A 22,739-nucleotide genomic window follows, 5' to 3' on the forward strand; every position below is an offset into this window, starting at 1 on the left:
CTCCGCGGCCCGGTCGGCCCGCCCGGGCCGAGCCGGTGCGCCCGGCCGGGGCGCGTCAGGCCAGCGCGGAGAGCAGCGCGGCGACGGTCTCTTCGGGACGGTCGCGGTGGGGGGAGTGCCCGGCCCCGGTGATCACGCTCATCGACACCGCGGGGTTCTGCAGCACCTCTGACGCCAATTGGCCGGTGAAGATCGAGTGCACCGCCGGGTCGGCGCCCAGCACGTGCGTGGGGACGGTGAGCGCGGCGGCCTGGGCGCGGACGTCCCACGGCTCGTTCTGCGCGGACGTCTGCTCGATCGCCCACCGGCTGGCCCGCCGCGTAGCGCGGGCCTTGAGCTCGACATCGAGCGGATGCCACTCGGGATGCTCCGCGCGGACGGCCTCGACCGTCGGGTCGGCGAAGGACTGCTCCTGGCTCACCCGCACGATGTCGCGGTCCTCGGCCGACAGCGCGATCGCGGGATCGACCAGGACGAGGCGGCGGGTCCATCCGGGGTGCTCGGCCGCGGCGACCGTGGCCGCCGCTCCGCCGAGGGAGTGGCCGACGACCGCGTCCCACGCGCCGCCGTCGACGGGGGCGGTGGCGGCCAGATCGGCCGCGTACGCCGCGATCGAGTAGTCCAGGGCGCGGGGCGCATCGCCGTGACCGCGCAGGTCCACGGCCACGGCGTGCCACCCGGCGTCGGCGAGGGCGGTGCCGAAACGCCACATGAGCGCGCCGTCGGAGCCGAGGCCGTGGACGAGGAGCACGCGCGGGGCGTCGGCGGCGCCCCACGACAGGCGGGGGAGGGTCAGGGGTGCGGGCATGGCATCCATTGTGCTGTCCCGGATGACGACCGACCGCGTCGGACCCGCCCCGGCGTCACGGAACGACACCAGAATGGATGCCATGATCTCGACCGAGATGGCCCTGGCCCTGCGCGAGGCGGGGCTGGTGTGGCATCCGCGCTCCGGCGACCGGTTCCAGCTCGACGAGCCCGAGTTCGAGGCCGACGTGTTCACCGTCAGCGACATGACGATCGAGCCGCGCGACTACCCGACGGGACGCATCCTCGCCTTCAACGGCACGACCGAGTGGGCGCTGGACTCGGTGGCGACCGAGGACGCGCTGTGGCTGCCGTCGGAATCCCAGCTGCGCGAGCTGCTGCGCTCGACCTTCCGCTCGCTGCGCCGGCTGTCGGACACGTACGAGGTCGAGATCTCGGTCGGCGGTTCCACCCTGGTCTTCGATCACCCCGCGCCCGCCGACGCCTACGCCCTCGCCGTGCTCGAGCTGCTGCGCCGCACGCACTGAGCCGCTCCCGATCCCGGGATGCCGGCCCTGAGGCGCCTGAGAAGTCGGCGCTCAGGTGACGGTCGGGACGGGTTCGGTGTCGGGGATGGGACTGGCGTCGCGGTGACGCAGGTCGGGAAAGCCGCGCACGAACACGGCCGACACGATGAAGCCGGCGACGGCGAAACCCGCCGCGGCGACGTACGCGCCCGTCGGGCCGACGCCGTCGACGAGGAACCCGGCCACCGCCGACCCCGCCGCCGCACCGATGAGCTGCCCGGTGCCGATCCACCCGTAGGCCTCGGCCGTCTCGCTGAAGCGGACGCTGGCGCTGGTCATCGCGAACATCACCGCGAGGGCCGGGGCGATGCCCGCCCCCGCCACGAGCAGTGTCGCCCCGAGCCACCAGGCGTTGAGCGAGACGATGGTCAGCGAGAGGCCGAGGGCGACGATCGCGAAACGGCGGGCCATCGCCCACGGCCCGATGGGGATGTGCCCGAACGACAGACCGCCCGCGAGGCTGCCCACGGCGAAGACCGCCAGGACGAGTCCGGCCTCGAGGCCGCCGTGGTCGAAGGTCGCCACGACGCCGGCCTCGACCGCGGCGCAGGCCCCGATGAGCAGGAACCCGGTCGCGGTGGCGAGGATCACCGGCGGTTTGGTGAGGACCTTGCCGAGGCCGCGGCGACTGCGGGGGATGCGCACGCGGCCGACCTCGGGGCTGAGGATGAACCACGCGCCGCCGCCGATGAGGATCACGACCACCAGCAGCAGGCCGGGCACGGTGCCGATCTGCGTCGCCACCAGGGTGATGAGCACGGGGGCGAGCACCCAGATGATCTCTTGCAGCGAGGCGTCGAGCGAGTACAGCGGCGTCAACTGCTTGGAGGGGACCATCTTGGGGTAGATGGTGCGCACGGCCGACTGCACCGGAGGGGTCGACAGGCCCGCGATGAGGCCCAGTGCCATGTAGAGGGGAAGGGGCAGCTCGATGAGCGCGAGGGCGGCGATGGCGGCGGCGCACACGAGCAGGGTGACCGTGAGCACCCGGCGCATGCCCCAGCGACCCATCCAGCGGCTCGTCACGGGACCCGCGACGGCCTGGCCGATGCTCGTCGCCGCGAGCACGAGGCCGGCCGCGCCGTAGGAGCCGGTGACGTGCTCGATGTGGAGCAGGATGGCCAGGCTCGTCATGCCGTTGGGGAAGCGCGCCGTCAACTGCGCGGCGATGATGCGCCCCACGCCGGGGGTTCGAAGGAGTTCGCGGTAGGCGGCCACCGGACAACGCTACAGCCGTCCTCCGACATCCGCCGAGGAGGGGAGAGGGACCCCGGGCGGCGACACGCCGCGACACGCCGGAGCGCCGTTTCCACCGCCTGTGCGATGTCGGAACCCCCGTCTAGCGTCCGATCTGTGGACAGACGGGGGCGCGACGCGTCAGAACCGCGGAATCGCGGCTGTTAACAGCGCTCGTGAAGGGGGAGGATCTGTGGATGAAATCGTGGACAACCTGTGTTGTACATGGGGAGAGACGGTGGAAAATCACACGGATGTAACTACTACCCCTTGTGGTGCCCCCCGATGTCGGCACCCATATGTAGTATTGAGGTCCCGGCGAGCCCTGCCCGCCCGGACGACGATTTTTCAGGGGAAAGAGAGAACGACATGGCGATCACGGTCTACACCAAGCCGTCCTGCGTCCAGTGCACCGCGACCTACCGCGCACTCGACTCGAAGGGCATCGAGTACAACGTGCTCGACCTGTCCGAAGACCCGTCGGCCCTCGAGCAGGTCAAGTCGCTCGGGTACCTGCAGGCTCCCGTCGTCATCACCGACGAGGACCACTGGTCGGGCTTCCGCCCCGACAAGATCGACGAGCTCGCGTCGCGCCTCGCCTGATCCGGCGACGGGCTCACCGACCTCCGTCATGAGCACTGTCGTGTCGGCGACCGAGGCTCCGCTGCTGGTCTACTTCTCGAGCGTGTCCGGTAACACCGCGCGTTTCATCGAGAAGCTCGGCAAACGGGCCGTGCGCATTCCGCTGCGGCCGACCGATCCGCCCCTCCACGTCGACGAACCCTTCGTGCTGGTCACCCCCACCTACGGCGGGGGTGCCGGCCGGGGCGTCGAGAAGGGCGCGGTCCCCAAGCAGGTCATCCGCTTCCTCAACGAGGAGCGGAACCGACGAAACATCCGCGGGGTCATCTCCGCGGGCAACACGAACTTCGGCGATGCCTTCTGCCTCGCCGGCGACATCGTCGCGCGCAAGTGCGCGGTGCCGCATCTATATCGACTCGAAGTCTTCGGCACGCCCGACGACGTCGAGCGGGTCACCGAGGGATTGGAACGATGGTGGAAGTTGAGCTGACCGACGTGGACTTCAAGACGGAGGCGCGCTTCGAGGGCCTGGATTACCACGCCCTGAACGCGATGCTGAACCTGTACGACGCCGACGGCAAGATCCAGTTCGACGCCGACAAGCGCGCCGCGCGCGAGTACTTCCTGCAGCACGTCAACCAGAACACGGTGTTCTTCCACTCGCTCAAGGAGCGCCTCGACTACCTCGTCGAGAAGGAGTACTACGAGCCGACCGTGCTCGCGAAGTACTCGATGGAGTTCATCCAAGAGCTGAACGACCGCGCGTACGGCGCCAAGTTCCGCTTCGAGACGTTCCTCGGGGCGTTCAAGTACTACACGAGCTACACGCTCAAGACCTTCGACGGAAAGCGCTACCTCGAGCGCTTCGAGGACCGCGTCGTCATGACCGCCCTCGCCCTGGCCGACGGCGACCCGCGTCTGGCGGTGCAGCTCGTCGACGAGATCATCTCGGGTCGCTTCCAGCCCGCCACCCCCACGTTCCTCAACGCCGGCAAGGCGCAGCGCGGCGAGCTCGTGTCGTGCTTCCTGCTGCGCATCGAAGACAACATGGAGTCGATCGCCCGCGGCATCAACTCCGCCCTGCAGCTGTCCAAGCGCGGCGGCGGCGTGGCGCTGCTGCTGTCGAACATCCGCGAGTCGGGTGCGCCCATCAAGCAGATCGAGAACCAGTCCTCGGGCATCATCCCCGTCATGAAGCTCCTCGAAGACAGCTTCAGCTACGCCAACCAGCTCGGCGCGCGCCAGGGTGCGGGTGCGGTGTACCTCAACGCCCACCACCCCGACATCCTGCGCTTCCTCGACACCAAGCGCGAGAACGCCGACGAGAAGATCCGCATCAAGACGCTCTCGCTGGGTGTCGTCATCCCCGACATCACGTTCGAGCTCGCCAAGAACGGCGAGGACATGTACCTCTTCTCGCCGTACGACGTCGAGAAGGTCTACAAGAAGCCCTTCGGCGACATCTCGGTGACCGAGAAGTACCGCGAGATGGTCGACGACCCGCGCATCAAGAAGACCAAGATCAACGCGCGCGAGTTCTTCCAGACCCTTGCCGAGATCCAGTTCGAGTCGGGCTACCCGTACATCATGTTCGAGGACACGGTGAACAAGGCCAACCCGATCGCCGGCCGGATCAACATGTCCAACCTGTGCTCCGAGATCCTGCAGGTCAACACGCCGACCACGTACAACGAGGACCTCTCGTACGACGCCATCGGCAAGGACATCTCCTGCAACCTCGGCTCGATGAACATCGCCCTGGCGATGGACGGTCGCGACCTCGGCCTGACGGTCGAGACCGCGATCCGCGCCCTGACCGCGGTCAGCGACCAGAGCCACATCGCCTCGGTCCGCTCGATCGAGGACGGCAACGACCGCTCGCACGCCATCGGCCTCGGCCAGATGAACCTGCACGGTTACCTCGCCCGCGAGCACGTCTACTACGGCTCCGACGAGGGCATCGACTTCACGAACATCTACTTCTACACGGTGCTGTTCCACGCGCTGCGGGCCTCGAACCGCCTCGCGATCGAGCGCGGTACGGCGTTCGATGGCTTCGAGAACTCGACCTACGCCTCGGGCGCATTCTTCGACAAGTACACCGACCAGGTGTGGGAGCCGCAGACCGCCAAGACGAAGGAGCTGTTCGCCGGCATCCAGATCCCCACGCAGGACGATTGGCGCGAGCTCAAGGCCTCGATCCAGGCGCACGGCATCTACAACCAGAACCTGCAGGCGGTGCCCCCGACCGGTTCGATCTCGTACATCAACAACTCGACGAGCTCGATCCACCCGATCGCGTCGAAGATCGAGATCCGCAAAGAGGGCAAGCTCGGTCGCGTCTACTACCCGGCTCCGTTCATGACGAACGAGAACCTCGAGTACTACCAGGACGCCTACGAGATCGGCTACGAGAAGGTCATCGACACGTACGCCGCCGCCACGCAGCACGTGGATCAGGGGCTGTCGCTGACGCTGTTCTTCAAGGACACCGTCACCACGCGCGACATCAACAAGGCCCAGATCTACGCCTGGCGCAAGGGCATCAAGACCATCTACTACATCCGTCTGCGTCAGCTGGCGCTCGAGGGCACCGACATGACCGAGTGCGTCTCGTGCATGCTCTGACCCGCTGACCACCCATCGATCAAGGACACAGGAACGACATGGCTGAGAAGCTGCAGTTGCTGAACCACGTGCAGGCCATCAACTGGAACCGCATCCAGGACGACAAGGACCTCGAGGTCTGGAACCGTCTGGTGAACAACTTCTGGCTGCCCGAGAAGGTGCCGCTGTCCAACGACATCCAGTCGTGGAACACGCTCACCCCCGAGGAGCAGACGCTCACGATGCGCGTGTTCACCGGGCTCACGCTCCTCGACACGATCCAGGGCACGGTCGGCGCCGTCTCGCTCATCCCCGACGCGATCACGCCGCACGAAGAGGCCGTCTACACGAACATCGCGTTCATGGAGTCGGTGCACGCCAAGAGCTACTCGTCGATCTTCTCGACGCTGTGCTCGACCAAAGAGATCGACGAGGCGTTCCGCTGGTCGACCGAGAACGAGTTCCTTCAGAAGAAGGCGCGCATCGTCATGGACTACTACCGTGGCGACGACCCGCTCAAGCGCAAGGTCGCCTCGACCCTGCTGGAGTCGTTCCTGTTCTACTCGGGCTTCTACCTGCCGATGCACTGGTCGAGCCGTGCCAAGCTCACCAACACCGCCGACCTCGTGCGCCTCATCATCCGCGACGAGGCCGTGCACGGGTACTACATCGGCTACAAGTTCCAGCGCGGTCTCGAGACCGTCGACGAGGCGCGTCGTCAGGACATCAAGGACTACACGTTCTCGCTGATGTACGAGCTCTACGACAACGAGGTGGGGTACACCCAGAGCCTCTACGACTCGGTGGGCCTGAGCGAGGACGTCAAGAAGTTCCTGCACTACAACGCCAACAAGGCGCTGATGAACCTCGGCTACGAGGCGATGTTCCCCGCGTCGGTCACGAACGTGAACCCGGCGATCCTGTCGGCCCTGTCGCCGAACGCCGACGAGAACCACGACTTCTTCAGCGGGTCGGGCTCGTCGTACGTGATCGGCAAGGCCGAGGCGACCGAGGACGACGACTGGGACTTCTGAGGCCCTTTCCGACAGCGGCCCCGTGCGAGCGATCGTGCGGGGCCGTCGTCGTTCGTCGTCGCGTCTGCTTATGCCCTAAGGCATTCACCTAATACCTGTAGGCTAGTGGCATGCCCCGCCCCTCGCTCACCCCGCGAACGGTCATCCGCACCGCCGCCGACCTCGCCGACACCCACGGTCTCGACGAGGTCACCCTCTCGGCCGTCGCGCGCGAGCTCGACGTCCGCACGCCCAGCTTGTACGCCCACGTCCGCGACCTGGCGGCGCTCCGCGACGGTGTGACGATCCTCGCCCTCGGCGAGCTCGCCGATCAGGCGGGCGACGCCGTCGCTGGCCGCGCGGGCCGAGACGCCCTGCGCGCTCTCTGCGACGCGCACCGCGACTACGCCCGCTCGCACCCGGGGCGCTGGCAGAGCCTGCAGCGCCGCGCCGGGGACCGAGTCGTCCGCAGTGACGAGGCCGCCCGCTCGAGCCGGGCGCTCGCCGCGGTGCTGCGCGGCTACGGCATCGCCGAGAGCGACCGTGTTCACGCGACCCGGCTGGTCGGGTCGTTCCTCAACGGCTTCCTGCACCTCGAGCACGTGGGTGGCTTCGCGCACAGCGCCCCGCCCGCCGACGCCTCGTGGTCGCTCCTCATCGACCGGCTCGACGACATGCTGACGCGTTGGGACGGAGAGGTCGAGAAGTGATCGAGACGCCCTTCACCCTCGATCTCCTTCGTGGCGGAGCGGAGATCGTCCCCACCGACCGGGGCGTGAGACTGCACCGACTGCCCCTGCCGTATCGCGAGCGCGAAGCCGACGCGCAGTTCGCGATGGTGGAGCGGCAGCCATCCGGCATCCATCTGCGGTTCCGGACGGCGGCGACCACCCTGGCGCTCCGCCTGCACGCCACGCGGGTGTCGTATCGCGGTCTCGACCGCCCCCGCGGCCAGGTCGATGTGCGCGTCGACGACGTGCTCGTGCAGCGATGCCCGCTCGAGGCGGGCGACGCGCTCGAGCTCGATCTCGCCACGGGCGGCGCGACCCCTCGGCCCGGTGAGGACGACGTCGTGACGGTGGGCGCCCTCCGGCCCGCCGAGAAGACCGTCGAGATCTGGCTGCCGCACAACGAGCAGATCGATCTGGTGTCGCTGCACTCCGACGCGCCCGTGACGGCCATCCCCGACCCGCGGCCCGTCTGGGTGCACTACGGCAGTTCGATCAGCCACGGCTCGAACGCTGCCGCCCCCACCGAGATCTGGCCCGTCGTCGCGGCGCGCGCCGCCGGTGTGCAGCTGCACAACCTCGGCTTCGGCGGGAGCGCGATGGTCGACCCCTTCGTGGCGCGGGTGATCCGGGACCGGGATGCCGACGCCATCAGCGTGAAGCTCGGGATCAACGTCGTGAACGCCGACCTGATGCGAGCGCGCGCGTTCGTCTCCGCCGTGCACGGGTTCCTCGACACGATCCGCGAGGGGCACCCGGACACGCCTCTGCTGGTGGTGTCGCCGATCTTGAGCGGCATCCACGAGAAGACTCCCGGACCGGGTGCGTTCGACCCCGAGGCGCTGCGGACGGGGGACGTGCGTTTCGTCGCGACCGGTTCATCCGCCGACGTCGCCCGCGGGGCGCTGACGCTCGAGGTGGTGCGGGATCTGCTCGCGGGAGTCGTTGCCGCGCGGTCGGGCGACCCCGCGCTGCACTACCTCGACGGGCTTCAGCTGTACGGCGTCGACGACGCCGCGTCCCATCCGCTGCCCGACGGCCTGCACCCCGACACGGCGACGCACCGACTGATCGGCGAGCGCTTCGCGGCAGCGGCGTTCGGGACACGCGGTGCGCTCAGGGTCTGAGGCTCAGTCCGGCCACTCTCGCGACTCCAGTCGTTCGAGCAGCACCTCGACCGCCGACCCCTCCATGCCGCGCACCCACCGCTGGGTCGACGACCCCCGTGACGAGACGGTCCGGCCGCGCTCCCCGCGCTCCAGGCGCACCTCCACCTGCCCCGACGAGACGCTGACCCCGCGCAGCACGCCCGCCGCGACCATCGCCGCGAGGGGATCGTGCAGGGCGCAGCGGCGGTCGGCGAAGACGCGCCCGGCGTAGAAGTCCAGGTAGAACGGCAGCATCGCCGCGAGAGCGCGGGGGAGCGCCCCGGCGATCGCATCGAGACGCACCAGGTCGGTGGCATCCATCGTCTGCGACATCGTGACGTCGAGGGGCACCAGGGTGGTGTCCCACTCCTGCGCGAAGACGACGGCCGCGGCCTCGGGATCGTTGTGGATGTTCGCCTCGGCCCACGCCGTGACGTTGCCCGAGTGCGCGAACGCGCCGCCCATCACCACGAGGCGTTCGAAGGCGGCGGCGGCGGGCGTCTCGGCGTACGCGGCGAGGTTGGTGAGCGGACCGAGGGCGAGCACGGTGAGATCGGGATGCCGTGCGGCCAGGTGGTCGATGAGCTCGACGGCGGGGCGCGCATCGTGCACCCGCGCGGCAGCCGCCAGGGCGATCCCGCCGATGCCGTCGTCTCCGTGCACGTGCGGGGCGCCGCCCGCGTACGCTCGGCCGCGGAAGTCGTGCGCACCCACGGCGACCGGGATGTCGTCGACGCCGGCGAGCTCGAACAGCGAGAGGGTGTTGGCGGCGGCGCGGGCGGCATCCGTGTTCCCCGACACCGTCGTGACCCCGACGATCTCGACCGCCGGCTCGGCCAGCAGGTAGGCCAGGGCGAGGGCGTCGTCGATGCCGGTGTCGCAGTCGACGAGGATGGGCCGGCGGCTCACGCGGTCACCGCGTAGGCGTCGAGGCGCTCGAGGGCGGGCTGCGAGGCGTCGTCGGCGACCGCGGCCGCGCCGACCGCGCAGGCGCGCTCCAGGGCGTCGGTCTCGGCGTCGCCGCGCAGCAGCCCGACGACCAGCGCGGCGCAGAACGCGTCGCCCGCGCCGACGGTGTTGCGTACCGTCGCCGTGCGACCGGGGGCGGATGCCACCAGCTCGCCGTGGCGGTACAGCCGCGCCCCCGCGGCGCCCAGCGTGACGCACAGCAGCGGGGCGTCGTGCACCGAGGGCAACTGCGCGTACTCGGTCTCGTTGACGATGACGAGGTCGCACGCGTCGAGCACGTCGCCGGGGAGGGGACGCGCGGGCGCGGCGTTGAGGGCGAAGAAGCCCGCGGTCCGTGCCGCGGCCGAGATCACGGCATCCGACACCTCCAGCTGCGCGAGTACCGCGGCGCCGGGGGCGATGCCGAGGGCGTCCGCGTCGATCGCGGCGTTGGCCCCCGGGCACACGACGATCGAGTTCTCTCCGCTCGCGTCGACCACGATGAGGGCCGTTCCGGTGGCCGCGTCGGTGGTCTGCACGCCCGAGGCGTCGACGCCGATGTCGGCGAGCCGTTCGCGCACACCGCGACCGTCGACGTCGTCGCCGACGCCCCCGATCAGACGCACCTCGGCGCCGAGGCGGGCGGCGGCGACGGCCTGATTCGCGCCCTTGCCGCCCGGGCCGCGGGAAAGGACCCCGTCGGCGACGGTCTCGCCCGCCGCGGGGGCGCGCTCGACGCGCGCGGTGAGGTCGACGTTGATCGCGCCGACGACGGTGAGGGAGGGGGAGTCGATGACACGGTCCTTTCGGTCAGGCGGAGCGACGCCGAAGAGCGGCCGACACGATCGCGACGACCGTTCCGACGGCGACGCCGATGAGCGTCTCGATCACGCGGTCGCGCAGGAGCATCTCGGGCGCCACCGGAGAGGCGAGCGACACCATGAGCAGTGCCAGGGGAGTGATGAAGAGCATCGCGATGCCGTAGTTGCGGCCGACGAACAACTCGGCGCCCGCCTGCAGCACCACGGCGACGACGATGACGAGCCACGGCGGCAGGTGCAGGGCGAGGAGCCCCGCCGCGATGAGCACGCCGAGCAGCGTGCCGACCAGGCGCTGCACGCCGCGGATGAGGCGCGCGGTGACGTGCGCCCCGCCGACGGCGGCGACGGCGCCGACCATCGCCCAGTACCAGTGGGTCCCCACCAGCAGCACGCCGATCACGCCCGCCAGCAGCGCCGCGGTGCCCACGGTCGCGGTCATCTCCCACGCGACCGAACCGATGGGCGGGCGCGCGCGGCGCGGTCGCGCCCACGAGCCGCGGCGGATCAGGACGAACGCGGTGGTCACGAGCAGGCTCCACACCACGCTCGCCCCGCCCACGAGCAGCACCGTCAGGAAGGTCGCGCCGGTCGCCGGGAAGCTCGCGGTGGCACCCGCGGCGAAGACCGTGAAGAGCGCGCCCGGGGGATGCCACTGCGCGCGATACGCGAAGAGGGTGACGAGCGCGGCGATCACCGCCACCACGACGACACTGGCGAGCGCGGGCAGCGCCAGGGCCGACACGGCGGTGCCGACGAGCATCGCGGCGACGAGGATCGCGCCGGCGGTGGCCTGCATGCGCACGCGCGTGCGCGGGGCGTCGGTGCGACCGTACAGTGCGGCGAAGGCGCCGAAGCTGGCGTAGACGCTCAGGTCGAGGCGTCCGACCAGCAGCAGGACCAGGAGCGGGACGCCGACGCTGAGCACCGCCCGCACGGCGACGCGATGATCGCCCCGGTGCGGCCCGACGCGGATGACCCCGGTCCACACGCGCCCCCGGGATTCCGCCACCCCTCCAGCCTACGCGCCGGGTGACGCCGGCCCCGTCGGAGCGCGAGGCCGGACGACGTCAAGGCCGTGGCGAGCGGCATCCGATCTGATGGGGTGGAGGAATGGATGCCGAGCGCGAGAAGCAGCCGATCGAACCCGGGCCCGAGCCCGACACGTCCACCGCGGCCGAGGGCGAGCGGTCGGATCCGACGTTGGACGGGGACGACCAGCCCATCGAGTGACTGCTCGACGTCGAGACGGACGCCGGTGGGGCGCGGGACGGGTGCCTAGGGTGGAGATGCCCACCCCGTCTCGAGGAGGACCGTGTTCCGCACGCCCCTGACCCTGTTCCGCACCCTCGCCATCGCCGAGGCGATCTCGTGGACGCTGCTCATCGGCGGCCTCGTCCTGCGTGCCACGGCGGACCTGCCCGTCGCGGTGTCGATCGGCGGCGGCATCCACGGTTTCGTCTTCCTCGCCTATGGGGCGACGGCCGTCCTCGTCGCGCTGAACCAGCGATGGGGGTTCGGTCCCGCCGCGATCGCGGTCGTGAGCGCGGTCATCCCCTACGCCACGGTGCCGACCGAGATCTGGCTGCACCGCACCGGACGACTGCGCGGCGGGTGGCGCCGGGACCAGACCGACGACCCGCGCGACCGGCGACCGATCGATCGGCTGCTGCGCTTCTTCCTGCGCCGCCCCGCGGTGCTGGCCCTGGCCCTGGCGGCGGCGGTGGCGCTGGTGTTCGTCGTCCTGCTGGTCGTGGGGCCGCCCGGCGGCAAGGGCTGAGCAGCCGGACCGGACCCGAGCTCACCGCGCCTGGATGCGGACGCTCGTCGGGGCGACCCGGCACGTGGCGGTGAAGGTCTGGATCGTGCCCGACACGGTCGCCGTGGCGCGACCGGCGCCGACGTAGGCGAGCGTGCGTCCGGTGGCGTGCAGCGACGCCTCGTCCTGCAGGTACCGGCGTACCGCTCCGCCCAGGCGACCCACGTACGACACGTCGAGCGTGACGCCGGTGATCGGGCCGGTGTTCGACGCCGCGCGCCACGCGATCGAGGCCAGCCCCCCGCCCCGCCCGGTCGCGGTGAGGGTCACGGTTCCGCACTCCTCGCCCCCGACGGTCTCGGTGCGCAGCGGCCGGTCCTCGGGGATCGTGTCGGCGCCGCACAGGGGGATGGCGTGCAACCGGGCGTACGCGCGTCCGTTCGGCGTCACGCTCGAGCAGTCCGCCAGCAGGGGAGCCGACGCGGTGTCGGACGGCGGGTCGAGCCGCACCACGGCGCCCGCCGGGGCGGGGGCGGCGACCAGGCCCGCCGCGAGCGCGAGAGCGCCCAGTACCGCCGCGACCGTGCGCTTCGGCATGCGGACCTCCTCGTCGACGACAGTGACGATACGCCGATCCACGGGGCGCGGGGCGGGTCTTGCGCGAGGCGTCGATGCGCGCGCCCGAGGCCCCCTGCCGAGGCGCCTCAGGGTCGGGTCCCGGCCGGCGCGCCTCAGCGCCGGGTCGAGACCGTGACCGTGAACTTGCGGTCCCGCGCGACCTGGCGCGTGGGGCCCACCAGCCGCTCCAGCGCGGGGCGGTATTGCAGGGCGGAGTTCCACACGGTCCACAGCTCGCCGCCCGGCGCCAGCGCGCGGGCGACGTCGGCGAACATGCGCGGGGCCAGGTGGTCGGTGACCGCGGCACCCGTGTGGAACGGCGGATTCAGCGCGATGAAGGTGGCGGCGGCATCCGGAAACGACGAGAGCACGTCGTCGCGCACCACCCGCACGCGGTCCGCGACCCCGTTGGCCGCGGCGGTCGCGCGCGCCGAGGCGACGGCGACGGCCGACTGATCGCTCGCGGTCACCCGGAGCTCGGGATGCCGCATCGCCAGCGTGGCCGCGACCACGCCGGTCCCGCACGCGAGGTCGATCGCCTCGGCGCCGCGGGGCGCGGGCAGGTGCGCGAGCAGCAGTCGGGTGCCGATGTCGATCGACGCCCCCGCGAAGGCGCCGCCGAACGCGCGCACCCGCAGGCCGTCCACCTCGGCCTCGTCGGGTTGCGGGTCGGCGCCGTCGTGCGGGCCGCGCGCGACGAGCACGCGCGATTTCTGCCGGGCGAGCGAGACGTCGAGTCGGTCGAAGCGGCGGCGCAGCACCTCGTTCATCGAGACGCTCATGTGCTTGAGGCGCCCCCCGGCGAAGACGACGACGTCGGGGTGCGCGTGCAGGGCGATGAGCCCGGCGATGTCGTCGAGCGCCCGCAGCGACCGCGGAAGACGCAGCAGCACGACCCGCGCACCGCGCAGCAGCTCCGCGTCGAGGGCGTGCGAGGCGAACGTGCCGTCGAGCCCCGCCTCGGAGGCGTTGGCCGCGAGGGCCCGTTCGCCGAGCAGCTCGTCCTGATGCACGCGGATGCCGCGGGCCCCGGCATCCGCGGATCCCAGGGTGAGGGCACCGTACGCGTCTCCGATCACGACGAGCTCGCCGCGGTCGAGCCCGTGGCGCGCGTCGGCGGACTCGTCGAGGATCAGGCGATCGGCGGCGTCGACGGCGACCAGATCCGGGCCCTCGAGGTCGGGGCGGCGGCGGAGGGCGTCGAACGAGAGGGGCACCGCTTCACGCTACCCGGGCCGGACGGCGGGCCGATCGCACCCGCCGACGCCCGCGACGGTGCTTACCGGGTGCCGAAGTGGAAGGGCAGGGCCAGCGAGGCCGAGACGAGGATGATGCCGAGCGCGAAGAAGAGCGCGGGCGCGGCGAGCGAGAACGACAGGCCGGTCAGCAGCATGCCGCCGACGAACAGGATGAGCGAGACGATGAACATGAGGATCCCTTCGGTCGCTCCAGGCTATCGTGCCGGGTCAGTGCGTCGGTCCGCGGGCGGGGCGGGTCGCGTCGAGGTCGCGCCGATCGGGCGGGTGGGGATGCCGAGGGCGGCATGCGCCCACAGGGTGCTGCCGGCGACCGCCGCCGGCATGACGGCGACCGCGCCGAGCGGCACGAGGAAGCACAGCTGCGTGGCGACGCCGAAGCCGAGCGCGCGGGCCCGATGGCGTCGCAGCAAGTCGCGCCGGGCGCGCCGGTCGAGCCCGCGAGCCGACAGCGCGCGCGACGTGAGCTCGTCGGCCAGCAGCCACCCGGTGAGCAGTACGCCGGTGACGAATCCCAGGATGCCGCCGACGAACGGGACGAGTCCGACGGCCCAGGCCAGCGCTGCGGCGACGACACCGCGCAGGATCAGGCGGACGCTGTCGCCCGCGGCGCGCCAGAAGCCGTACTCGGCGTCGGGCACCAGACCCGTTGCGCTGCGCTCGGTCGCCCGCCAGATCCGGTCGTAGAACGGCTCGCCCACGGCGAGGGTGATCGCCGTGAACGACACGACCGCGATCAGCAGAGCCGCGCCGAACGAGGCGACCCCGATCGCGGTGCGCACCGTCGTCGCCCAGGCCGGTGCCCAGGTCTCGGCGAAGGGCGTCCACGCGACCACGAGGTCGGGGAGGAGGAAGCCCCATGTGACGAGGGCCGCCGCGAGGGCGAGTCCCACGAGCGTTCCGGGGATCAGGCCCAGGGCCATCGCGCCCGGCGTCCGACGCCACTGCCCGAGGCCGCGGGCGAGCAGGCCCGCACCGGCGAGGAATTCACGCATGGGGCGAGTCTCGCAGACCGGCGGAGGGGCGGCGGTCCGGCGATGTTGCTCGGGCGGGGCGTGTCGACCCGCGTCGTCCAGCCCGCGGGGCGTGTCGGTGACCGCTGGCAGGATGCCCCCATGCGGATCCGCACGACCTCGACGCAACGCACCTACCGCTACGTCCGTCTCGCCATCATCGGGGCGACGGTGTTCCTCGCGACCGGCGTCGGCGTCGAGCTGGTGGCGCACGGGCCCCTGCCGTCGGTGAGCGCGTCCTACTACACCCCCGCGGGCCCGGTCTTCGTGGGGGCGTTGAGCGCGATCGCCCTCGCGCTGCTGGCGTTGTCGGGGCGCAGCCTCGAGCAGGGGCTCCTCGACGTCGGCGCGGTGCTGGCGCTCGTCGTGGCCTTCGTGCCGACCGCCGTCACGAGCGAGAGGTGCGTGCCGGCGCCGCGCTGCATTCCGCCGGAGGTCCGCGAGGCCGTGCTCAACAACGGGGTGGCGGTGGCATCCCTCGTCCTTCTGGGGGTCGTCGCGGCGGTGGTGCTGGCGCGGGTGCAGGGGACGCTCAGCCGCGGGGTGGTCGTGACGACGTCCGTCGTCGGGCTGTTGGTCGCGGGCGGGGTGGGGTGGGCGGTGGCGGCGCCGTCGGCGTTCCTCGCGGCGGCGCACGAGGTGGCGGCGGTGGCGTTCTTCGCGATCGTCGCGGCCGTCGCCGGGGTGGCGGCGTGGCGTCCGCACCCCTCGGGTCATGGGGGCCCACGGGTGCGCGGGGCGTACGCGGCGGTCGCGGTGGCGATCGCGGTGACGCTGATCCTGCTGGTCGTCGGTGTCGCGACGGGCGTCGATCGGTCGGGCTTCCCGGTGGTGCTGGTGGGGGAGGCGGTCGCGCTGCTGCTGTTCTCGGTGTTCTGGATCGTGCAGACCGTCGAGCTGTGGAACGAGGTCGATCCGACACTGCGCGGCTGAGCCGGGAATACCCCCGGAGGGTGTGCGTTGAACTTGATACGACGGTGCTCAAGTTGCAAACTTGAGTCCACTGCACTCACGTATCACAGGAGACGGAATTGCCCGATGACTTCACCCCCGGCGCCGGGGAAGACGGCGCCCAGTCGTTCGACGAGTTCCTCGCGCGCTACCTCGCGGGCGAGCAGGCGCGTGCCGAGCGCTCCATCGACCTCAGCCGGTTCCTGAGCGCCCGCACGCAGGACGCTCTGCAAGAGGCCGGTCGCTTCGCCCTCGGCCGCGGCCAGCGCGAACTCGACGCCCTGCACGTGCTGCACGTGCTTGTCGGGCGCTCGCCCGCCAAGGACGCCGTCGCGCGCCTCGGCGCCGACCCGGCCGCCATCGCCCGCGCGGCCGAGAGCCGTCTGCCCGCCGCCGGTGCCCCCGCGCACGTCGACGGTGCCGTCGTCGCCGGCTCGGTGCAGCGCGCGCTGTTCCACGCCTTCCAGGTCGCCCGCGCCGCGGGTTCCACCTACGTCGACCCCGACCACCTGTTCTTCGCGCTCGTCCTCGCGCAGGACGCGCCCGCCGGACAGATCCTGGCGCAGGCCGGCGTCACCGCCGAAGCGCTGACGCAGGGCGTGCGCGAGACGGTCATCGGCGAGACCGAGGCCCCGGATCCCGCGGAGGGTGCGACCACCACCCCGAACCTCGACCGCTTCGGCACCGACCTCACCGCGCGCGCCGCCGCCGGCGACCTCGACCCGGTCATCGGCCGCGCCGACGAGATCGAGCAGACCATCGAGATCCTCAGCCGCCGCACCAAGAACAACCCCGTGCTGATCGGCGAGGCCGGCGTCGGCAAGACCGCCGTCGTCGAGGGACTCGCGCGCGCCATCGTCGCGAACGAGGTGCCCGAGCAGCTGCGCGACACCCGCGTCGTCTCGATCGACCTTGCGGCGATGCTGGCCGGCGCCCGCTACCGCGGCGACTTCGAGGAGCGCCTCACCCAGACGATGGACGAGATCGCGGCATCCGACAAGCTCGTCGTCTTCATCGACGAGGTCCACACGCTCGTCGGTGCCGGAGGCACCGGTGACGGCTCGATGGACGCCGGCAACATCCTCAAGCCCCGTCTCGCGCGCGGCGACGTGCACCTGATCGGCGCGACGACCCTGCGCGAGTACCGCACGATCGAGAAGGACCCCGCCCTCGAGCGGCGCCTGCAGCCCGTGCGCGTGGGCGAACCCTCGCTGACGGATGCCGTCGAGATCCTGCGCGGCCTGCGTCCGGCGTACGAAGAGCACCACGCCGTCACCTACACCGACGACGCCCTGCGCGCCGCGGTCGAGCTGAGCGACCGGTACCTCTCGGACCGCGTGCTCCCCGACAAGGCGATCGACCTGATCGACCAGGCCGGGGCGCGGCTGCGACTGCGCCTGGGCGTCACGGTCGACACCACCGCGCTCGTGGAGCGCCTGGCCGTGCTCGAGGCCGACAAGAACGCCGCCGTCTCGGCCGAGCACTACGAAGAGGCCTCGCGTCTGCGCGACGAGATCGCTTCGGTGCAGGTGCGGCTCGACGACGCCACCCACGCGCCCCGCGCTGCGGCGGTGGTCGACGAGCCCGAGATCGCCGCGGTCATCAGCCGGGCCACCGGCATCCCCGTCGCCCGCCTCACCGCCACCGAGCGGGGACGCCTCGCCGACCTCGAGACCGAGCTCCACGCCCGCGTCATCGGGCAGGACGACGCGGTCGCCGCCGTCGCCAAGGCCGTGCGCCGAAACCGCACGGGGATGGGCGACGAGAACCGTCCCGTCGGATCGTTCCTGTTCCTCGGCCCGACCGGCGTCGGCAAGACCGAGCTCGCCAAGGCCCTGGCCGGGTCGCTCTTCGACGACGACGGCGCCGTGATCCGCTTCGACATGAGCGAGTTCGGCGAGCGGCACACGGTGTCGCGGCTGATCGGCGCCCCTCCCGGATACGTCGGCTACGACGAGGCCGGCCAGCTCACCGAGCGCGTCCGCCGCAACCCCTACGCGGTCGTCCTGTTCGACGAGATCGAGAAGGCCCACCCGGACGTCTTCACCCTGCTGCTGCAGGTGCTCGACGACGGACGCCTCACCGACGGTCAGGGACGCACGGTCGACTTCCGCAACACCGTGATCGTCATGACCTCGAACCTGGGCGCCGAGGTGCTGGCATCCCGGTCCGGTGCCATCGGCTTCACCACGACGGGGCGCGACTTCGCCGACGACGACCTGCGCGATCGCGTGATGGGCAAGCTGCGCGAGGCGATGCGGCCGGAATTCCTCAACCGCATCGACGACATCGTGCTGTTCCGCAAGCTCGAAAAGGCGCAGTTGCGCCGGATCGTGCGGCTGCTGCTCGCAGCGACCTCGCGTCGCCTGGCCTCGCGCGAGGTCGAGATCGAGGTGACGGATGCCGCGATCGACCGCCTGGCCGAGGTCGGCTACGAGCCCGAGTACGGAGCGCGTCCGCTGCGCCGCACGATCCAGCGCGAGGTCGACGACCGCATCGCCGACCTGTTCGTGTCGGGTGAGCTGACCGACGGCGGTCGGGTGACGGTGGATGCCACCGCCTCCGGCATCACGGTGACGTCGGCGGCGTCGGCGGCGCTGGCCGCCTGACGCGCGTCGATCCGGCCCCCGCGACCTCCGGGTCGCGGGGGCCTTCGCGTGCGGCGGGGGACGGGTCCGCCTCGCGAAGACGCTTGCGTTCGTCGAAGACGCATGCGTTCGTCGAGGACGCACACGATGGGCGTCGATCGGCCACGTCCTCGGCGAACAGGTGCGGTCTCGGCGTCGCCGGCGACGACCCGCGCGTCACGCCGGCCCCGGTGTCGGAGGTTCGGGGCAGAGTAGACCCATGAGTCGTATCGGCACGATCTTCAGCCCCTACCCCCACCCGCCCGAGCAGTTGCGCGACGCCGCACGCGCCGCCGAAGACGCCGGCGTCGAAGAGCTGTGGCTGTGGGAGGACTGCTTCCGGTCGTCGGCCTGGGCGGCCGCCGCCGCGGCTCTCGCGGTCACCGACCACCTGCGCGTCGGCGTGGGCATCTCGCCTCTTCCGCTGCGGAACGTCGCCGCGTCGGCGATGGAGGTCGCCACGATCGAGCGCATGTTCCCCGGCCGGTTGCTGCCCGGGTTCGGGCACGGGGTGCAGGACTGGATGCGGCAGGTCGGGGCCAAGGCCGCCTCTCCGCTGACGCTGATGCGCGAGCAGCTGTCGGCCCTTCGCGCCCTGCTCGAGGGCCGGACCGTCACGACCGAGGGCCGGTACGTCCGGCTGCGCGACGTCGCGCTCGACTGGCCGCCGGCGGCGGCGCCGCTCGTCTACGCCGCCGCCGAGGGCCCGAAGACGCTCGAGGCCGCCGGAGAGGTCGCCGACGGCGTGGTGCTCGACAGCCGGCACACGGTCGACGAGGTCGCTGCGGCGGTCCGGACGGTGCAGGCGGCGCGTCACGCCGCGGGGCGCGAGGGGCGGGCCGACGTCGTGGCCTACGTGCTGACGGCGTTCGGGCCCGACGCCCGCGAACGGGCGACGGCCTCGCTGTCCGACCGACCCGACGCGGCCGCCCGCGTGCTGGCCGGTTCGGTGTCCGAGGTCGCCGAGGGCGTCGCGAGATTCCAGGCGGCCGGCGTCGACGACGTCGTGCTGCTGCCGACCGACGATGTCGACCTCGCCGCGTTCTTCTCCGCGGTCGGCCAGGTCGCGGTGGCGGTGCCCCGCGCGGGCGGTGTCTCGTGAGCCGCGGCGTCGTCTCGCTCGGCGTCGCCGGTTCGCTCGGTCCCGACGCGATCGCCCGTATCGCGCCGGCGGTCGAACAGGCCGGGTTCCACACGCTCTGGGTCAACGACACCCCCGACGGCGACGCCCTCGCGGCGCTCGCCGCGGCCGCGGGCGTCACCGAACGGCTGCACCTGGCGACGGGCGTCGTGCCCGTCGACCGGCGCCCGGCGTCCGAGATCGCCGGCGAGGCGGCATCCCTCGGTCTTCCGCTCGACCGAGTGACCATCGGTATCGGCTCCGGAATGGCCAGGCAGGGGGCGCTCGCGCGGGTGCGCGAGGCCGCCGACACGCTTCATCGATCGGGTCTGCCGCGGGTGCTCGTCGGCGCGCTCGGGCCCCGGATGCGCCGCACGGCCGTCGAGAGCGCCGAGGGCGTGCTGCTCAACTGGGTTCCGCCCGTCGAGGCCCACGCGCAGGCCGCGGCGCTGCACGCTCTGAAGCCGTCGACCCACGTCGCGGTCTACGTCCGCACGGCGATCGTCGAGGCCGCGCGCGAACGACTCGAGGCCGAGACCGCGCGCTACGCCTCGTTCCCGAACTACGCCGCGAACTTCGAACGGATGGGGGTGGATGCCATCGACACCACCATCCGCGACGTCACCGAGCTGGGGCCCGCGCTCGAGGCCTACACGGCCGCGGCCGACGAGGTGGTGCTGCGCGCCATCGTCCCCGACGACACGGTTGAGGCCTACGTCGACTTCGCGTGGCGCACCGCGCCGAATCCGAGGTGACGATCGCCGGGGCGAGCGCGCGGCCGTAGCGGCTGGCCGTGGCGGGCCATCGGCCGAGAGTGACGCGCCGCCGTGGCGGACAGCGGCCCGCGAGCGCACGGGGCCGGGATGCTCGCGGCCAGCGCCTGCGCCTGCGCCCGCGCCCGCGCGCGAGCGCACGGGACCCGGACCCGTGCGGCCCGCGCCCTCAGCGCACCAGCCGCACCGTCCGGGGGATCGGCCCGAACGCCGACGACGCCCCGTCGGCGACGAAGCCGTTGCGCGTGTAGAACGCCCGGGCGCGCGGATTGTCGTCCGCGACCCACAGCGACGCCGGTCGATCGCCCAGGACGGCATCCAGCAGACCCTGCCCGGCACCGCTGCCGTGACAATCCGCGAGGACGTAGAGCATCGTGAGCTCCTCATCGCGGACGGCCTCGGGCTCGGGAGTGCGCTGGACCGCCGCGAATCCCACGATCTCGTCGCCGTCCGCGGCGACGACGGTGACGAAGGTCTGCTCCGCGAGGTTCTGCCGCCACATGCCGACACGGCGCTCGACGTCGAACCAGGGACTGGTGTCCGGATCGTCGACGAAGCGGCCGTACGTCTCGCGCCACGACGTGGCGTGCACGATCGCGATGCCCTCGGCATCCTCGGGCCGTGCGGCGCGGATCTCGATCGTCGAATCCCTCGATGTCCCCATTCCGGGAGCCTACGGGTCGCGGCCCCCGCGCCTCCAGGACGGTGGCAGACTGACCGGATGCCGCGCCGTCGAGGTCTCACCGTCCGCTCCGCCGCCCGCGGGGTGCTCGCCCTGCTGCTGGTCGCCGCCGGGGTCGGCCACCTGACGTGGGGGCGCCGCGGCTACCGGATCGTCGTCCCGGGGTGGGCGACGCGACTGCTGCACACCGACAAGGACGCGATCGTGGTCGCGTCCGGTGCCGCCGAGGTGCTGCTCGGCGTGGGGCTCATCGCCCTGCCGCGCGAACGTCGGCGCCTGGGCGCAGCGATCGCGGCGTTCTTCGTCGCGGTCTTCCCCGGCAATGTGCACCAGTGGCGTACGGGTCGCTCGGCCCCGGGGCTGAACACCGACCTGGCGCGCTTCCTCCGCCTGTTCCTGCAGGTGCCGCTGGTCGCCTGGGCGTGGTGGGCGACGCGCGAACGCTGACCTCGCGCTCCGAGGCTCTGAGCGACGCGCCTCAGGCCGCTTCTCCGAGACCGAGCACACCCGTGTCGAACGCGGCGCGCGCGAGCACCTTGTAGCCGTGCTCGGGGAAGAACACCGTGATGCGGTCGGCCTCGACGCCCATGACCGTGCCGGTCCCGAATTCGCCGTGCCGCACGACGGCATCGATGCGGATGCCGTCGTCCTCGGCATCCGCGGTCTCGCCCTCGGCGTCCACCGGCGCCGCCGCGCCCGCATCGCACCGGTCGCACGACCCGCACCGTTCGGGCGTCTCGACGCCGAAGTATTCGAGCAGCGCCCGGCGGCGGCAGTGCACGGTCTCGGCGTAGCCGCGCATGATCTCGATGCGCGAGGCGCGGATGCGCTCCTCGGCCTCGTCGCGATCGCGCACCGCGGCCACGGCGTCGCCCGCCGACACTTTCTGCAGCACCGACACGCCGTCGGGACCCGACGCGGCCAGCTCGCAGACGACGAGCTGGTTGAGGACGCGTCCGATCGCCCGGGTCGACCGCCCCGAGGACTCGGCGATCTCTTTGGCGCGCAGGGGCTTCTCGGCCCGTCGAAGGGCGTCCCAGACGCCCGCGACGTCGGCGCGTTTGCTGTGCCCTCCGGCGAAGAACGACCGCAGCGCGAAGTCCTCGGCGCGATAGTGCAGGATCGCGCGGGCGGGCTGACCGTCACGCGCCGCCCTCCCGATCTCTTGCGCGTAGGAGTCGAGGGACTCGGTGACGTCGGCGTGGACGACCAGCCGCACATCGGCCTTGTCGACGCCCATGCCGAACGCCGACGTGGCGACCACCACGTCGAGCTCGCCACCGCTCCAGGCCGCGTGCACCTCGTCGCGCCGTTTCTGCGCCATCGCACCGTGGTACGGCGCAGCCCGCAGCCCGAGGGCCACCAGCTCGTCGGCGAAGGCGTCGGTCTCTTTGCGCGTCGCCACGTACAGCAGGGCCGGGCCACCGGCATCCCGCACATCTTCGACGACGGCGCGACGTTTTCCGGCGTCGTCCTCGTGGCGGCGCACCGACATGTGGATCTCGGGGCGGTCCATCCCGCGCACC

Annotated in this window: 24 protein-coding genes; 13 read left to right on the forward strand and 11 right to left on the reverse strand. The window is 71.8% G+C overall.

Annotation, left to right across the window (positions count from 1 at the left end; translation table 11 throughout):
* Positions 1–55 precede the first annotated feature (55 nt).
* Complete coding sequence (locus tag DC432_RS13330; protein WP_116538294.1) at positions 56–808, reverse strand: alpha/beta fold hydrolase; 753 nt, start codon at positions 806–808, stop codon at positions 56–58.
* Between the two features lie 82 nt (positions 809–890).
* Between DC432_RS13330 and DC432_RS13335 the strand changes: the two genes are divergently transcribed.
* Positions 891–1,295 (forward strand): pilus assembly protein CpaE, encoded by a 405-nt coding sequence (locus DC432_RS13335; protein WP_108319951.1) that lies wholly within the window; start codon positions 891–893, stop codon positions 1,293–1,295.
* A gap of 51 nt (positions 1,296–1,346) precedes the next feature.
* Here DC432_RS13335 and DC432_RS13340 read toward each other — a convergent pair whose 3' ends face one another.
* Positions 1,347–2,552: an MFS transporter gene (locus DC432_RS13340; RefSeq protein ID WP_116538295.1), complete on the reverse strand. Its 1,206-nt coding sequence runs from the start codon at positions 2,550–2,552 to the stop codon at positions 1,347–1,349.
* 387 nt (positions 2,553–2,939) lie between these two features.
* Between DC432_RS13340 and nrdH the strand changes: the two genes are divergently transcribed.
* The 6 genes from nrdH (at position 2,940) to DC432_RS13370 (ending at position 8,627) form a co-directional block, all read left to right on the forward strand.
* A complete protein-coding gene (gene nrdH / locus DC432_RS13345; RefSeq protein WP_055838040.1) occupies positions 2,940–3,173 on the forward strand; it encodes a glutaredoxin-like protein NrdH in 234 nt (77 codons plus the stop codon).
* 28 nt (positions 3,174–3,201) lie between these two features.
* Entirely contained in the window at positions 3,202–3,642 is a 441-nt protein-coding gene (gene nrdI, locus DC432_RS13350; RefSeq protein ID WP_108320568.1) for a class Ib ribonucleoside-diphosphate reductase assembly flavoprotein NrdI, read from the forward strand.
* Positions 3,624–5,780 carry a class 1b ribonucleoside-diphosphate reductase subunit alpha gene (nrdE, locus tag DC432_RS13355; protein WP_108320567.1) on the forward strand — a complete coding sequence of 719 codons (2,157 nt, stop codon included), beginning with the start codon at positions 3,624–3,626 and terminating at the stop codon, positions 5,778–5,780. Before nrdI ends, nrdE begins: the two co-directional genes overlap by 19 nt.
* A 38-nt stretch (positions 5,781–5,818) precedes the next feature.
* Complete coding sequence (nrdF, locus tag DC432_RS13360) at positions 5,819–6,793, forward strand: class 1b ribonucleoside-diphosphate reductase subunit beta (protein ID WP_108320566.1); 975 nt, start codon at positions 5,819–5,821, stop codon at positions 6,791–6,793.
* A 110-nt stretch (positions 6,794–6,903) separates the two neighbouring features.
* On the forward strand, positions 6,904–7,482 hold the full coding sequence (locus tag DC432_RS13365; protein WP_116538296.1) for a TetR/AcrR family transcriptional regulator: 579 nt from the start codon (positions 6,904–6,906) through the stop codon (positions 7,480–7,482).
* A complete protein-coding gene (locus DC432_RS13370; RefSeq protein WP_116538297.1) occupies positions 7,479–8,627 on the forward strand; it encodes an SGNH/GDSL hydrolase family protein in 1,149 nt (382 codons plus the stop codon). Before DC432_RS13365 ends, DC432_RS13370 begins: the two co-directional genes overlap by 4 nt.
* Positions 8,628–8,630: 3 nt before the next feature.
* On the opposite strand, the gene DC432_RS13375 is transcribed toward DC432_RS13370, so the two are convergent.
* Genes DC432_RS13375 through DC432_RS13385 form a run of 3 tightly spaced genes read right to left on the reverse strand, consistent with a single transcriptional unit; the run spans position 8,631 to position 11,426 of the window.
* A complete protein-coding gene (locus tag DC432_RS13375) occupies positions 8,631–9,557 on the reverse strand; it encodes a nucleoside hydrolase (protein ID WP_165801272.1) in 927 nt (308 codons plus the stop codon).
* Positions 9,554–10,390, reverse strand: coding sequence for a ribokinase (locus DC432_RS13380; RefSeq protein WP_116538299.1), 837 nt, complete (start codon positions 10,388–10,390; stop codon positions 9,554–9,556). The genes DC432_RS13375 and DC432_RS13380 overlap by 4 nt, the downstream gene beginning before the upstream one ends.
* Positions 10,391–10,406: 16 nt before the next feature.
* Entirely contained in the window at positions 10,407–11,426 is a 1,020-nt protein-coding gene (locus tag DC432_RS13385) for an FUSC family protein (RefSeq protein WP_116538300.1), read from the reverse strand.
* Positions 11,427–11,729: 303 nt separating this feature from the next.
* Between DC432_RS13385 and DC432_RS13390 the strand changes: the two genes are divergently transcribed.
* Positions 11,730–12,194, forward strand: a complete 465-nt coding sequence (locus tag DC432_RS13390) for a DUF3817 domain-containing protein (protein ID WP_116538301.1) — start codon at positions 11,730–11,732, stop codon at positions 12,192–12,194.
* Between the two features lie 21 nt (positions 12,195–12,215).
* On the opposite strand, the gene DC432_RS13395 is transcribed toward DC432_RS13390, so the two are convergent.
* From DC432_RS13395 to DC432_RS13405, 4 genes are all read right to left on the reverse strand, one after another.
* Positions 12,216–12,770: a hypothetical protein gene (locus tag DC432_RS13395; protein ID WP_133177944.1), complete on the reverse strand. Its 555-nt coding sequence runs from the start codon at positions 12,768–12,770 to the stop codon at positions 12,216–12,218.
* A gap of 134 nt (positions 12,771–12,904) precedes the next feature.
* On the reverse strand, positions 12,905–14,008 hold the full coding sequence (locus DC432_RS13400; protein WP_116538303.1) for a class I SAM-dependent methyltransferase: 1,104 nt from the start codon (positions 14,006–14,008) through the stop codon (positions 12,905–12,907).
* 62 nt (positions 14,009–14,070) lie between these two features.
* The gene (locus DC432_RS16480; RefSeq protein ID WP_013585971.1) at positions 14,071–14,220 is read right to left on the reverse strand and encodes a hypothetical protein; all 150 of its coding nucleotides are present in this window, start codon (positions 14,218–14,220) and stop codon (positions 14,071–14,073) included.
* Positions 14,221–14,244: 24 nt separating this feature from the next.
* Positions 14,245–15,042 (reverse strand): EI24 domain-containing protein, encoded by a 798-nt coding sequence (locus tag DC432_RS13405; RefSeq protein WP_116538304.1) that lies wholly within the window; start codon positions 15,040–15,042, stop codon positions 14,245–14,247.
* A gap of 120 nt (positions 15,043–15,162) precedes the next feature.
* Here DC432_RS13405 and DC432_RS16485 point away from each other — a divergent pair, with 120 nt between their 5' ends.
* From DC432_RS16485 to DC432_RS13425, 4 genes are all read left to right on the forward strand, one after another.
* A complete protein-coding gene (locus tag DC432_RS16485) occupies positions 15,163–15,993 on the forward strand; it encodes a hypothetical protein (RefSeq protein ID WP_165801273.1) in 831 nt (276 codons plus the stop codon).
* A 98-nt stretch (positions 15,994–16,091) separates the two neighbouring features.
* A complete protein-coding gene (locus DC432_RS13415) occupies positions 16,092–18,620 on the forward strand; it encodes an ATP-dependent Clp protease ATP-binding subunit (RefSeq protein WP_116538305.1) in 2,529 nt (842 codons plus the stop codon).
* 238 nt (positions 18,621–18,858) lie between these two features.
* Positions 18,859–19,740, forward strand: coding sequence for an LLM class flavin-dependent oxidoreductase (locus DC432_RS13420; RefSeq protein ID WP_116538306.1), 882 nt, complete (start codon positions 18,859–18,861; stop codon positions 19,738–19,740).
* Positions 19,737–20,513, forward strand: a complete 777-nt coding sequence (locus DC432_RS13425) for an LLM class flavin-dependent oxidoreductase (RefSeq protein WP_116538307.1) — start codon at positions 19,737–19,739, stop codon at positions 20,511–20,513. Before DC432_RS13420 ends, DC432_RS13425 begins: the two co-directional genes overlap by 4 nt.
* A gap of 187 nt (positions 20,514–20,700) precedes the next feature.
* On the opposite strand, the gene DC432_RS13430 is transcribed toward DC432_RS13425, so the two are convergent.
* Positions 20,701–21,195, reverse strand: coding sequence for a GNAT family N-acetyltransferase (locus tag DC432_RS13430; protein ID WP_207770824.1), 495 nt, complete (start codon positions 21,193–21,195; stop codon positions 20,701–20,703).
* Between the two features lie 57 nt (positions 21,196–21,252).
* Here DC432_RS13430 and DC432_RS13435 point away from each other — a divergent pair, with 57 nt between their 5' ends.
* Positions 21,253–21,660, forward strand: a complete 408-nt coding sequence (locus DC432_RS13435) for a DoxX family protein (protein ID WP_116538308.1) — start codon at positions 21,253–21,255, stop codon at positions 21,658–21,660.
* Positions 21,661–21,691: 31 nt separating this feature from the next.
* Here DC432_RS13435 and DC432_RS13440 read toward each other — a convergent pair.
* Positions 21,692–22,739: helicase-related protein (locus tag DC432_RS13440; protein ID WP_207770825.1), on the reverse strand; the 1,048-nt coding region annotated here is incomplete at its 5' end.

Source organism: Microbacterium testaceum (genome assembly GCF_003075375.1).
In the GTDB taxonomy this organism is placed as follows: Bacteria; Actinomycetota; Actinomycetes; order Actinomycetales; family Microbacteriaceae; genus Microbacterium; species Microbacterium testaceum_E.